The sequence below is a fragment of the Arthrobacter sulfonylureivorans genome (assembly GCF_022637435.1).
Classification (GTDB): Bacteria; Actinomycetota; Actinomycetes; order Actinomycetales; family Micrococcaceae; genus Crystallibacter; species Crystallibacter sulfonylureivorans.
The window spans coordinates 2,531,480-2,544,359 of sequence record NZ_CP093326.1 but is presented as its reverse complement, the minus strand read 5'-3'; the positions used below and the strand labels follow the sequence as shown (position 1 = coordinate 2,544,359).

At 65.7% G+C, this 12,880-nt stretch carries 10 protein-coding genes; 5 read left to right on the top strand and 5 right to left on the bottom strand.

All coding sequences use genetic code 11. The features are described 5' to 3' along the window. Window positions 1–23 precede the first annotated feature (23 nt). Window positions 24–1,406 (bottom strand): dihydrolipoyl dehydrogenase, encoded by a 1,383-nt coding sequence (lpdA, locus tag MNQ99_RS11815; RefSeq protein WP_241913080.1) that lies wholly within the window; start codon window positions 1,404–1,406, stop codon window positions 24–26. Window positions 1,407–1,588: 182 nt separating this feature from the next. After that, complete coding sequence (locus tag MNQ99_RS11810) at window positions 1,589–3,112, bottom strand: leucyl aminopeptidase (protein ID WP_241913079.1); 1,524 nt, start codon at window positions 3,110–3,112, stop codon at window positions 1,589–1,591. A gap of 264 nt (window positions 3,113–3,376) precedes the next feature. Here MNQ99_RS11810 and MNQ99_RS11805 point away from each other — a divergent pair, with 264 nt between their 5' ends. From MNQ99_RS11805 to MNQ99_RS11790, 4 genes are all read left to right on the top strand, one after another. Then, window positions 3,377–4,360, top strand: a complete 984-nt coding sequence (locus tag MNQ99_RS11805) for a proteasome assembly chaperone family protein (protein ID WP_422387452.1) — start codon at window positions 3,377–3,379, stop codon at window positions 4,358–4,360. A 34-nt stretch (window positions 4,361–4,394) separates the two neighbouring features. After that, the gene (locus tag MNQ99_RS11800; RefSeq protein WP_241913077.1) at window positions 4,395–5,750 is read left to right on the top strand and encodes an MFS transporter; all 1,356 of its coding nucleotides are present in this window, start codon (window positions 4,395–4,397) and stop codon (window positions 5,748–5,750) included. A gap of 96 nt (window positions 5,751–5,846) precedes the next feature. Next, window positions 5,847–7,121, top strand: a complete 1,275-nt coding sequence (locus MNQ99_RS11795; protein ID WP_127514368.1) for a DUF4192 family protein — start codon at window positions 5,847–5,849, stop codon at window positions 7,119–7,121. Between the two features lie 248 nt (window positions 7,122–7,369). Next, window positions 7,370–8,641, top strand: a complete 1,272-nt coding sequence (locus tag MNQ99_RS11790) for an RNA polymerase sigma factor (RefSeq protein ID WP_127514366.1) — start codon at window positions 7,370–7,372, stop codon at window positions 8,639–8,641. 243 nt (window positions 8,642–8,884) lie between these two features. Here the strand turns inward: MNQ99_RS11790 and MNQ99_RS11785 are convergent, their stop codons facing one another. Beyond that, window positions 8,885–9,106 (bottom strand): DUF7455 domain-containing protein, encoded by a 222-nt coding sequence (locus MNQ99_RS11785; RefSeq protein ID WP_127514364.1) that lies wholly within the window; start codon window positions 9,104–9,106, stop codon window positions 8,885–8,887. A 251-nt stretch (window positions 9,107–9,357) separates the two neighbouring features. On the opposite strand from MNQ99_RS11785, the gene MNQ99_RS11780 reads away from it, so the two are divergent. After that, on the top strand, window positions 9,358–11,469 hold the full coding sequence (locus tag MNQ99_RS11780; RefSeq protein ID WP_241913076.1) for a DNA gyrase/topoisomerase IV subunit B: 2,112 nt from the start codon (window positions 9,358–9,360) through the stop codon (window positions 11,467–11,469). Here the strand turns inward: MNQ99_RS11780 and MNQ99_RS11775 are convergent. Next, a complete protein-coding gene (locus MNQ99_RS11775) occupies window positions 11,466–12,443 on the bottom strand; it encodes a M56 family metallopeptidase (RefSeq protein ID WP_127514359.1) in 978 nt (325 codons plus the stop codon). The genes MNQ99_RS11780 and MNQ99_RS11775 overlap by 4 nt on opposite strands. A 6-nt stretch (window positions 12,444–12,449) precedes the next feature. Next, entirely contained in the window at window positions 12,450–12,839 is a 390-nt protein-coding gene (locus MNQ99_RS11770; RefSeq protein WP_127514357.1) for a BlaI/MecI/CopY family transcriptional regulator, read from the bottom strand. Between the last annotated feature and the right edge of the window lie 41 nt (window positions 12,840–12,880).

Here is a 12,880-nt window from a genome sequence, read left to right as displayed (position 1 = left end):
CGGGTGCACTAGGGGGAAGCTTGTTATCCGTGCAGCGGACGGCCGGCCAGGGCCATGGCGGCTTCGCCGAGCGCCTCGTTCTGGGTCGGGTGCGCGTGGATGAGTGCCGCAACATCCTCCGGGTACGCTTCCCAGCTGACGATCAGCTGCGCTTCGCCGATCTGCTCGCCGATGCGGCCGCCGATCATGTGCATGCCCACGATGGGGCCGTCCTTCTCGCGGACCATCTTGATGATGCCGCTGGTGCCCAGAATCGAGCTCTTGCCGTTGCCGGCCAGGTTGTACTCGACCGTCTCCACGTTGTCCTTGCCGTACTTCTCTTCGGCCTGCGGCTGGTTTAGGCCGACGGAGGCGATCTCCGGATCGCAGTAGGTGACCTTCGGAACGTTGATGTCCTCGATCACGGCAGGCTTGTTGCCGGCGATTTCCTCGGCCACGAAGATGCCTTGCTGGAATCCGCGGTGTGCCAGCTGGACGCCCGGGACAATGTCGCCCACAGCGTAGATGTTGCCGACGCCGGTGTGCAGGCGCTCGTCGGTGATCACGAAGCCACGGTCAACCGTGACGCCGGCTTCCTCGAAGCCCAGCCCGGCGGTGCTCGGTCCGCGGCCCACGGCAACCAGCAACAGGTCGGCCTCGAACGTCTTGCCGTCGGCCAGCGTGACCACCACGCCGTCGTCGTTCTGCTCCACCTTGTCGAAGAACACGCCGGTGTTGAACTTGATGCCGCGCTTCTTGAACGCGCGCTCCAGCTGCTTGATGATGGCCGGGTCCTCGTTCGGGACCAGCGAGGGCAGGCCCTCAACGATGGTGGCGTCCACGCCGAAGGACTTCCAGACGGAGGCGAACTCGACGCCGATCACGCCGCCGCCGAGAATCACGGCGCTCTTGGGCAGGGTGTCCATCTGCAGGGCGTGGTCGGAGGTGATGACCTTGCCGCCGATTTCGAGGCCGGGGAGCGTCTTCGAGTAGGAGCCGGTGGCCAGAACGATGTTCTTGCCCTTGTAGGCGGTGCCGTTGACCTCGACGGTGTCCGTGCCGACGAGCTTGCCCTCACCCTCGATGACGGTGATGCCCTTGGACTTGATCAGGCCGGTGAGGCCCTTGAACTTGCCCGCAATGATGCCGTCTTTGTAAGCGTTGACTGCGGCCATGTCGATTGAGTCCATGCTCAGGTTCACGCCGTACTTCGAGGCGTCCTTGGCATGGTCGGCCAGCTCGGCCGAGTGCAGCAGGGCCTTGGTGGGGATGCAGCCGTTGTGCAGGCAGGTGCCGCCGAGCTTGGCCTTCTCCACCAGGCCGACGCTGAAGCCCAGCTGCACGGCGCGCAGGGCCGCGGCATAACCGCCGCTGCCGGCGCCGAGGACCAGGATGTCGAATTCTTGCGCTGTTGCCGAATCGGCCACGTGAACGCTCCCTCGCGTGTTCGCAACGTGTGGTGACACGTCGATGAGTTGATTGGGTTGAAGATCGAAGTTGGTTTGAGTTTCACCTTAGCGGTACCGCATACCATCATCTACTTGGTGAGGTCACCAAAGGGCCCGATTGTGGGCGGATTCACGCCGGAAGGTGGGGAGGCGTACAGGCCTCAGGCGCTGCGGGCCACCACATCCTCCGCGTAGGCCACCAGTGTGCGGACTGCGACGCCGGTGCCCTCCTTCGGGGTGTAGCCATGCGGCGAGCCTTCATTAAAGGCGGGGCCGGCAATATCCAAGTGCGCCCACGGGATGCGCACGCCGGCAGTTTCGCCCACGAACTCACGCAGGAAGATCGCGGCCGTCAGCATCCCGCCGTACTTGTCGCCCATATTGGACAGGTCAGCCACCTGGGAAGCCAGGCCGGAGCGCAGTTCCTCCGGCAGCGGCATCGGCCAGAACAGTTCCCCCGCCCGGTCCGCGGCCGCCTTCACGGCGTCCCGCACGCCTTCTTCGCCCATGACCGCGCCCACCCGGCTTCCCAGCGCAACCATCTGCGCGCCGGTCAAGGTGGCGACGTCCAGCAGCACGTCGGGATGTTCCTCGCTGGCGGCCGCCAGCCCGTCGGCCATCACCAGCCGGCCCTCGGCGTCGGTGTTGAGTACTTCCACCGTCTTGCCGCCGTACATGGTTAGTACGTCGGAGGGACGGGACGCGGTGCCCGAGGGCATGTTTTCCGCCAGGCAGAGCCAGGCGGTGGCCTTCACCGGCAAGCCCAACTCGGCGATCGCCAAAACAGCATTCAGAACGACGGCGGCACCCGCCATGTCGCACTTCATCGTCATCATGCCGGCGGCGGGCTTGAGCGACAGGCCGCCGGAGTCGAACGTGATGCCCTTGCCGACGAAGGCGAGCTTCGCCTTCGCACGGGCCGGGGCATATTCAACCTTGACCAACCGCGGCGGCCGCATCGATCCCTTGCCGACGCCGGTCAAGCCGCCGTAGCCGTCCTTCTCCAGCTTGTCCTCGTCCAGGACGGTGACCTTGACCGGCAGGCCCTTGGCCATTTGTGCTGCTGCCGCGGCGAACGACTCGGGGTAGAGGTGGCTCGGCGGCTGATTGACCAGGGAGCGCGTCGCATTGACCGCCCGGCCCAGCACGGAGGCCCGCTTGAGTGCCTTGGCCAGTTGCTTGTCGGCGGCAACCGGCGTGAGCACCGTGGCTTCGGCGACCGGGCGGCGGCCATCGTTTTCGCGGCTTCGGTGTTCATTGAAGGCATAGGCGCCGAGCGCGGCGCCTTCGGCCACGGCCGCGGCTTCGGCCACGGTGGCCGCCGGCAAGCCCAAGGCCACCGACTGGACCCCGGCCAATTGGCGCACCGCCGAGCCGGCGGCGCGGCGCAGGGTCTCGATGGTCACGGCATTGCCGGGCGGCAGCTTTCCGACGCCGGCCAACACCAACACGTCGGTACCCGACTCCGGCAACCCCGGCAGCCGGTGGACTTCGTCGGCCGCGCCGGTGACGCCGAGCAACGGCAGGGCATCCGCCAAGGCTTGGGCGGACTTGGCTGATAACGGATTCTCCAGCAGGACCGGGCCGTCGCCGCCCTGCCCGACCGCGATGACGAGGGCCTCGGACTTGGCTTTTCTGACATCCTTGGCAATGGCGCTGAGCTTAAGCTCGGTCGTGGGGATCACGCAGATCTGTCCTAACTTGTCCTTCAGCCGGCCAGCGCGGAACGGGTGTGGCCGTCGCTCACCGGTTGCATACCGTTGTGTTTACAGTTAGTTGCAGCAGAAAAACCCGACCAGGCGTTCGCCGGAACAGGGCCTGCACCTGTCGATCGTAGTCTCTCCCGCACGGATGCGCTGTTTCTGACGTCTTGTACTCGGTCCGCAGCCGCGGAATTTTTCGGGCGGCCCGGGCGCTGGCATTACATAGGGCCATGCACGGCAGGGAAGATGATGCCGGAGGAGGAGGGAACATTGTTGGATCCACGGTCGCTGATGTCGACCAACGCTGAGTTGTTCGATTCACCCGCGCTGCGCGGGCTTGACCTCATTATGGGGTTCACCGGGGCAGCCGAAGCAGGTCACGTGGTGGAGCAGATCGGCGACGAATTGCTCGACGAGCTCGATGCCCAGCTGGTTGCCGCCTTCGATGCCGACCAGCTGGTCGACTACCGCAGCAGGCGGCCCAAAATCACCTTCGCGGGGGATCACTTCACTGACTACGAAGCACCCGCCATCGAGCTCTACCGGCTGGTCGACGGGCTCGGCACACCGTTCCTGCTCTTGACCGGTCCCGAACCCGACTACCAATGGGACCGTTTCTCCGGTGCGGTCGTCTGGCTGGCCAACCGGCTCCAGACGCGCCTGGTCGCATGGGTCCAGTCGTTGCCCATGCCGGTGCCGCACACCCGGCCGATTGGTGTCACCGTCCACGGTTCCCGGCAGGATCTGATCAACGGCATCACCACCTGGAAGCCCCAAGCCGAATTGCAGGCTGGCATCGGGCCGCTGCTGGAGATGCGGCTGGCCGAGGCCGGCCGGGACGTCGTGGGCTATTCCATCCATGTGCCGCATTATCTGGCGGACGCCCAGTACCCGCCCGCCGCCGTCGCCGCCTTGGAATACCTCGGCGCCGCGACCTCGCTGGTGCTCCCGACCGACCGGCTGCGCGAGAACGGCCGCGACGTCGAAGGACAGATTGACCGGCAGGTACAGGACTCAGCCGATGTCCAGCGCGTCGTGGTCCGCCTCGAAGAGCGCTACGACGAATATGCCGGGCACGAAGAGCGCCGTTCCCTGCTGGTCAAGGACAACGAAGAGCTTCCCGACGCCGACGAGCTCGGCGCCGCGGTAGAAGCATTCCTCGCCACGCAGCCCGCCGGCGGCGACGACGGGGGCAAGGAGTCTTCCGCCGAGCCCGGAACCTCCGATTAGTCCTGCGCCCCGGGAAGCGGGCAATATTGGAGCAATGGATTCGCGGCGTGCATGGTGGGTGTGGGGAAGCGGGATTTTCGCCTATCTGGTCGCGATCACCCAGCGCACCTCTTTCGGCGTAGCCGGCCTGCAGGCCACCGAACGCTTCGACGCCACGGCCGCCGCGCTGTCGACCTTCACCGTGGTCCAGCTGGTGGTGTACGCAGGGCTGCAGATCCCCGTCGGCCTGATGGTGGACAAGTACGGGCCGCGGATGATGGTGGCCGGTGGAGCCCTGCTGATGTTGGCCGGGCAAACCGCACTGGCCTTTGCATCGTCCGTTCCGGAGGGGCTGATAGGCCGCATCCTCGTGGGAGCCGGCGACGCGATGACCTTCGTGTCGGTGCTGAGGCTGTTGCCCAGCTGGTTCAGTGCGAAGCGCATTCCACTGTTGACCCAGCTCACCGGCCAGCTGGGCCAAATCGGCCAACTGATCAGCGTCATCCCCTTCGTGGCAATCCTTAACCTTGCGGGCTGGACGCCGGCGTTCCTCTCCGTGGCCGCGATGTCCGCCCTGGCCTTCGTGCTGGCGCTCGCCGTGGTCCGCAATGAGCCGGCGCAACTGAAGAAGCCGTTGCCGCCGACCCTGCGCCAGACCGGGGCATCCCTAGCCGACGCCTGGCGGGAACCAGGCACCAGGCTGGGGCTGTGGACTCATTTCACGGTCCAGTTCCCGGCCAATGTATTCATGCTCATGTGGGGCTACCCGTTCCTCGTCTCCGCCCAGGGTCTGAGCCCGTCGGCAGCCTCTGCGCTGATGACGGTAGCGGTGCTGACATCCTTCGTTGCGGGTCCGTTACTGGGCGGCTGGGTGGGCCGGCATCCGTTGCGACGCTCCACCATGGTCCTGCTGATCATTGGAACAATGTCGGCCGCATGGCTGTGTGTGCTGCTATATCCCGGCCCTGCACCGTTCTGGCTGCTATTGCTGCTGGTGATGGCGGTGTCCGTCGGAGGCCCGGGATCCATGATCGGCTTCGATTTCGCGCGGACGTTCAATCCGCTCAGCCGGGCCGGCACGGCCACCGGCATCGTCAACGTCGGTGGTTTCATTTCTGCGCTGCTGGTGATGTTCGGCATGGGGATTGTGCTGGATGCGTTGCTGGCCAGCGGTTTCTCGCAGGGCGAGCTGTATGCGCTGGACTCGTTCAAGCTGGCCTTCAGCCTCCAATTTGTCTTCCTGATCGGCGGCACGCTGGCTATTTTGACGGTGCGCAAACGGGTGCGGACACGGATGTCCCATGGCGGAGTCATTGTGCCGCCGCTGCGGGATGCACTGGCCAGGGAGCGGCGCAGGCAGCGCGAACGGATCCGGGAACGCCGGGGGAGCGGCGGAAGCCGGCGCGGCTGACCAGCCTCCCTCCACAGGGCCCGCAGCGACCCCCTTTGTCCACATGCTCCATCCGTTGCGTAGCCGCTGAAGACGCCGGGGCGGCAAGCTCCTGCCATGGAGAAAAAGAGATTCACGGCACGCCAGTCCGTCGACGTCCTGAGCTTCGTGCCGCACACGCTGGGATTCATGCCCTCCCGCAGCGTGGTGCTCTTGTCCCTCTCCAGCGGCCGCCTCGGCGCCACTCTGCGCCTGGATCTTCCCGATATCGGGGACAACTGCCACCTGGATTTGTTCGCCGACACCGCGGCTGGCTACCTGCGTTCCGATGAGGACGCAGACTCCTCGCTGTTAATCCTCTACACCGACCATGCATGGCGCACGCCGGACCGGCCGCCACATGCCGAACTCGTTGCCGCCCTCGGCCGTTCCTTGGATGCCGTTGGGCTGCCGGTGCGCAGCGGTTGGACGGTCGGCAATAGACATTGGCGCGAACTGTACTGCCCCGACACCGCCTGCTGCCCGTTGCCCGGGCGACCGGTGTCGCAGATCCGGGACAGCGCATTGAATGCCGAACTCGTCTACAACGGCAGCACGTATGCGGCGTCGGCGGCGGAGGCCACAGCCGGGCCAGCGCCGGCAACGTCCCGCAGGGCACACCCAACTGCCGGGTCCATCCAGACTGGATCTGCCGGAGAAACGCCTTCGGGTGCCGCATCCGCGGTCTCGTATCCGCCGGCGGCCCTACAGGGGGAGACAGGCCAGTTGGCCGACGGACTTGCCGGAAGCTGGACTTCACCGTCTTTCTACTTCTATACCCTCCGCCGGTGGGAGGATTCCTTGACCGCGAACCAGGCGGGCAGCATGACTGCTCAAGCTCAAGCCTTCCTGCTCGCGAGCCTGACCGAGAACGCGGTACGTGACGCCATCGCCATCTTCGCCTGTTGCGGTCTCGAGACCGCTTTCCTGTGGGCGCGAGCGGCGGGGCTCCTCACTGAGCCAGATCCCCGCACAAACGCGGAGGCGGAATGCGCCCCGTTGCCGGAGACCGGGGATCCTGCGGCAGCCCGGGACCTGTCGAAGATCCTGGTCGGTGACTCGCACCAGGCACCGGATTGGGAGCGTGTCGACGCCACGGCGCAATTACTCGCACAGCTACATTCCGTGGGGGCCGGCCGCTCGCGCGCTGCTGCCGGAACGCTTCACGCCTGGATCGAATGGGCCAGGGGCCGCGGTTCGCATGCCCACCAGCGCGCCGAGGCGTGTCTGCGTGAACTGCCCGGATACCGGCTCGCCGAGCTGGTTCAGGAACTGGCGGGCAGCGGGATGCTGCCGATGTGGGCGCGCCGGCGGGAGACGGCTTGGCCCGGCCGGAGGCATTTGGCCGCGTAGCCGCGACGGAAGCGGGGCCAAATCCGGTTCTTCCGGCGGACTGAATCGTGAGACAATGGGAACCGAGACCCGGTTGGGTTCGTGTTTCAAACAGCGGTACTTCCTTAGGGAATACCGCAGCCGCGGATCAGGTTATGCCATGCAGACCCTGTGTCCGTGACTTGGTTTGAAATCAAACACGGACTTGACAGGGTCATAGTGGTGTTGCCCGCAGGTAGCGTCACAGACCGCCGTACGAAAGGTTCTCTGTGTCACCGGACAAGAAGACTGTTGCAGCTCCCGATGAGGAGACTGCTGCCTCCGCTCCGAAGAAGTCCGCGACTGCCAAGCGCACCGGCGCCCAGTCAGCGGCAGCGGCAGAAGCCGCTCCCAAGCGGCGCGGCCGAAAGCCGGGTGCTGCCGCCAAGAAGGATGCGGGCGCCGCCGAAGCGGCCACGGAAGAAGTCGACGAAGATTCGGAAGTAGAGACGGATCCCGCGGACGAAGATGTCGAAGCTACCGAGGAAGCCGGTGCCAAGAAGGGCAAGGAAGGCGAAACCGGTTCCGGCTTCGTCTACTCCGATGCTGACGACGACGATGCCCCCGCCCAGCAGGTAGTCTCCGCCGGTGCTACCGCGGACCCCGTCAAGGACTACCTGAAGCAGATCGGCAAGGTCGCGCTGCTCAACGCTGAGCAGGAAGTCGACCTCGCGCTGCGGATCGAGGCCGGTCTCTTTGCTGAAGAGAAGCTGGCCAAGGACGACGGCACCATGGAAACGCGGTTGCGCCGTGACCTGGAGCAGATTGTCCACGACGGCAAGCGAGCCAAGAACCACCTGCTCGAAGCCAACCTGCGCCTGGTTGTCTCGCTGGCCAAGCGCTACACCGGCCGCGGCATGCTGTTCCTGGATCTGATCCAGGAAGGCAACCTGGGCCTCATCCGCGCGGTCGAGAAGTTCGACTACACCAAGGGCTTCAAGTTCTCCACCTACGCAACCTGGTGGATCCGTCAGGCCATCACCCGCGCCATGGCGGACCAGGCCCGCACCATCCGCATCCCGGTGCACATGGTGGAAGTCATCAACAAGCTGGCCCGCGTGCAGCGCCAAATGCTCCAGGACCTGGGCCGCGAGCCTACGCCCGAAGAGCTGGCCAAGGAACTGGACATGACCCCCGAAAAGGTCGTCGAGGTCCAGAAGTACGGCCGAGAGCCGATCTCGCTGCACACGCCGCTGGGCGAAGACGGCGACTCGGAGTTCGGCGACTTGATCGAAGACTCCGAAGCTGTAGTTCCCGCCGACGCGGTCAGCTTCACCTTGCTGCAGGAGCAGCTTCACTCCGTGCTGGACACGCTGTCCGAGCGCGAAGCCGGCGTGGTGGCGATGCGCTTCGGCCTGACCGACGGTCAGCCGAAGACTTTAGACGAAATCGGCAAGGTCTACGGCGTTACGCGTGAGCGCATCCGCCAGATCGAATCGAAGACCATGTCCAAGCTGCGGCACCCGTCGCGGTCGCAGGTACTGCGCGACTACCTGGACTGATCCCACAACTCCACAATGCAGCAGCAGGGCCGGCTCCCCGAGAGGGGGACCGGCCCTGCTGCCGTAAACGCATCGGCGATGACACGGCAGGACAAGCCGCGGTGTGCCGCCGTCGGGAACCGCCGGCCCACCGGACAAGTAAAGGGCGCCGTTCCCTTTGGGGGAACGGCGCCCTTCAACGTGGGTGCCTGTCAAGCCTTGCCGCGCGCGGTGAGGCTGCGCCGGCAGCTATTCCGGCAGGGCCTATGAGGCGCTGGCGCCGGCCTTTTCGGTCAGGCGGCCGGTTTCGTCCTGCCACTCCGAGGCTTTCGAGCGAAGCTGCGGCTCGTGCTGCCGGGCGTGGTGCCCGCAGAAGAGGAGTTCGCCGCCAGAGGAGGCCAGGACCACCCGTACATAGGCCTGAGCGCCACAACGGTCGCAACGGTCCATTGCGGTCAGTTCACGGGGGGCTACTGCTGTTGTCATGATGACCTCCTTACGAGTGCGTCTATCCATACAACCATCCGGACCCCGCAAAACTTCGCATCTTTAGGTCACTTTCGCTCACCGCGTATCACATCTGGGTAACAGCAGGGAGCTGCGTCACATGCCGCGCCTCGGCTCGGCGCGGTGCACCAGCGCGATGGCAAAGGGGATTAGCCTAGTAACGGTCCGTTATTCGCGGCGGGCCGCGGCTAGGAACCGCAGTTCTGTCTTGCCAAGGAGCACCTTTACACGTGGCGCCAACGAAGTCTGAGTACACAGCACGCCATCTTTCCGTCCTGGAAGGACTGGAAGCCGTCCGCAAACGGCCGGGCATGTACATCGGTTCAACCGATTCCCGCGGATTGATGCATTGCCTCTGGGAAATCATCGACAACTCGGTGGACGAGGCCCTGGCAGGCTACGGGCAGAGCATCAAGATCACCCTGCACCCGGACGGGGCCGTGGAGATTCACGACGACGGCCGCGGCATCCCGGTCGACGTGGAGCCGAAGACCGGTCTGAGCGGTGTCGAAGTGGTGTTCACTAAGCTGCATGCCGGCGGAAAGTTCGGCGGCGGCTCCTACACCGCCTCCGGCGGCCTGCACGGCGTGGGCGCCAGCGTGGTCAACGCGCTGTCCTCCCGGCTGGATGTCCAGGTGGACCGCGGCGGCAAGACCTACGGAATGTCCTTCCGGCGCGGCGAGCCCGGAAAATTCATCGACCCGGCCAAGGGGCCCGGTCCGGAGTCCACCTTCGAGCCGTTTGTCACCGGCTCCAAGCTGGAGGTCGTGGGGACCGCCAAGCGCGGTGTGACCGGCACGCGCATCCGGTACTGGGGAGACCGGCAGATCTTCACCCCTGACGCGAAGTTTTCCTACGAAGAGCTGCAGAATCGGGCCCGGCAGACCTCCTTCCTGGTACCCGGGCTGAAGATCACGCTGCGCGACGAGCGCAAGATGCCCGGTACCCCTGGCGAAAACGGTCCGTTCGAAGAGGTGTTCCACCACGACGGCGGCATCGCCGAGTTCGTCGACTACCTGGCCAACGACAGTGCCGTCACCGATGTCTGGCGCTTCCACGGTTCGGGCAAGTTCAAGGAAACCGTTCCGGTGCTCGACGAAAACGGCCACAGCAAAATTACCGAGGTCGACCGCGACTGCGAGGTGGACGTGGCCCTGCGCTGGGGCATCGGCTACGACACCACGGTGCGATCGTTCGTGAACATCATCGCCACGCCCAAGGGCGGCACGCACCAGAGCGGTTTCGAACAGGCGCTGTTGAAGACCTTCCGCAAGGTGATCGAGGCCAACGCCCGCAAGCTCAAGGCGGGCAACGACAAGATCGAGAAGGACGACGTCTTCGCGGGCCTGACCGCGGTGCTCACCGTCCGTCTGGCCGAGCCGCAGTTCGAAGGCCAGACCAAGGAGATCCTCGGCACCTCGGCCGTGCGGGCCATCGTGTCGCGCGTGGTGGAGAAGGAGTTGGCAGCGAAGCTCGGTTCGTCGAACCGGGGGGACAAGGCGCAGTCCGCGTTGCTGCTGGAGAAGGTTGTCAGCGAGATGAAATCCCGCATCTCGGCCCGCGTCCACAAGGAGACGCAGCGGCGGAAGAATGCGCTGGAGACATCCACCATGCCCGCAAAGCTGATCGACTGCCGCACCAACGAGGTCGAACGGTCCGAGCTGTTCATCGTTGAGGGCGACAGTGCCCTGGGCACCGCCCGGCTGGCTCGCTCCTCGGACCATCAGGCGCTGCTGCCGATCCGCGGCAAGATCCTCAACGTTCAGAAGGCCTCCGTCGGAGACATGCTGAACAACGCCGAATGCGCCGCCATCATCCAGGTGGTGGGGGCCGGATCCGGCCGCAGTTTCCAGTTGGATGCCGCCCGCTACGGCAAGGTCGTCCTGATGACCGACGCCGACGTCGACGGCGCGCACATCCGCACGCTGCTGTTGACCCTCTTCTTCCGCTACATGCGGCCGCTGGTGGATGCCGGCCGGGTCTACGCCGCGGTGCCGCCGCTGCACCGGGTGGAGATCATCAACGCCGGATCCAAAGCCAACGAAGTCGTTTACACCTATTCTGAAAACGAGCTGCACAAGCTGCTCGCCACCCTGGAGCAGGACGGCCGGAAGTACAAGGAGCCGATCCAGCGGTACAAGGGGCTGGGCGAGATGGACGCCGACCAGTTGGCCGAAACCACCATGGAACCGAGGCATCGCACGTTGCGCAGGGTGCGGGTCGAGGATGCCGAAGCCGCCGAACGGTCCTTCGACCTGTTGATGGGGTCGGATGTGGCACCGCGCAAGGAGTTCATCGTTGCAGGAGCCTCCATGCTGGACCGTGAACGGATCGACGCCTAAGACGCCAGACCGGGCGCCACCAGCAGCACGGTCGGCACCGCCAGCAGCAGCGCCGAACCCAGCAGCACCGCCGATTGGGCGGGGCGGCCGAGGCCTGGAACGGGGGAGAGCAGCCGCCGCAGCCGGTGTGCCGTGACGAAGGTTTCCGTCTCTGCGGCGCCGAGCAACGCCTTCGCAGGGTCGCCGACGCCGGTGGCCACGGCCCCTGCCCCTGGCTGCGGCCGCTCGCCCGCCGCGACGACGGCGATAGCCCGCACGAGTGTCTCACGGTCCGAGGTCTTCAAGGCGTGATCGTCTGCGAGCATCTCGGTCAGTTCGTTCACGGCCGTCCGGGCCAGCTTCGAGGTGGGGAGCCACGGCAGCGCTGACCGCCAGGCCGCGAAGGCCCATAACAGCAGGTCGTGGCGCTGGTCCAGATGCGCCTTTTCGTGCGTCATCACGGCCTGCAGCTCCTCGGGGGAGAGCAACTCGAGCAGTCCGTTGGAGAGCACCGTGACCGAGCCGCCGCCGCCCGGCAGGCAGTAGGCGACCGGCGCCGGATGGTTGATCACCAGGGTCCGCGGGGAGTCTGCGGACGGGGAGCTGAGCAAGTTCAGCAGGTCGCGGTGCCGGCCGCGCTGTTTGCGGATCTTGTAGTAGGTCAGCAGCAAAGTGAAGACCAAATGGACGGTCAGCAGCAGGGCCGCGCTGAGCGCGAACACGTGAATCAGGTCAAGTCCGGCAGCAGGGCTGTCGTCCAGCAGCAGGCCGGTCAGGCCACGGAGACCCTGGAGCAGGTTTTCCCCCAGCGGTTCCAGCCCCCACGTCAGCATGGCGCCGATCATGGACAACCCGCCGGCCAAGGCGATGGCCTGCCACAGCACCAGTGCCGTCTCGGGGCTGCGGGCGGTCCAGCGTGCCCGCGAGAGCATGATGGGAGCCGGCCACGCCAGAATTACCGCCAAGGCGGCCAGCAGGTAGGAGGCCAGGAACATGCGGCTTTAGCTGGAGGAGAGGATCTTGCGCAGTGCCTCGGCCTCTTGCTCGCTGACCGTGCCGATGAAGCGGGCCAAGACGGCCTCGCGGTCCGGCGCCGAGCCCAAAACCTCATGCATCAGCTCCACGGTGTGCTCTTCGCGGCTGGTGACGGCCCGGTAGCGGTGTGGGCGGATATCCCGGCCGCGCTGGACCAGTCCCTTTTTCTCCAGCCGGGACAGCACTGTCAGAACCGTCGTAACGGCCAGTTCCTTGCCGTCCGCTCCGTCGGCGGTGGTCTGTGCCAGCAGGTCGCGCAGTTCGTTGGCCGTCAGCCCGGTTTCTTCAGAATCGGCGGCGTTCTGGGACCACAGCACGTCCATGACTGCCCGTTCCAGATCTCCGAGAGTAGCCATTTGGTTCCTTTTCGTCTCTTAACGTCGCATCCACGGCCTGC

Bases quoted from the DNA above. Each gene is read 5' to 3' on its own strand.
- MNQ99_RS11800 (WP_241913077.1), top strand. From the start codon at position 4,395: ATGGATTCGCGGCGTGCATGGTGGGTGTGGGGAAGCGGGATTTTCGCC.
- MNQ99_RS11805 (WP_422387452.1), top strand. From the start codon at position 3,377: ATGATGCCGGAGGAGGAGGGAACATTGTTGGATCCACGGTCGCTGATG.
- MNQ99_RS11785 (WP_127514364.1), bottom strand. From the start codon at position 9,106: ATGACAACAGCAGTAGCCCCCCGTGAACTGACCGCAATGGACCGTTGC.
- MNQ99_RS11795 (WP_127514368.1), top strand. From the start codon at position 5,847: ATGGAGAAAAAGAGATTCACGGCACGCCAGTCCGTCGACGTCCTGAGC.
- MNQ99_RS11770 (WP_127514357.1), bottom strand. From the start codon at position 12,839: ATGGCTACTCTCGGAGATCTGGAACGGGCAGTCATGGACGTGCTGTGG.
- MNQ99_RS11775 (WP_127514359.1), bottom strand. From the start codon at position 12,443: ATGTTCCTGGCCTCCTACCTGCTGGCCGCCTTGGCGGTAATTCTGGCG.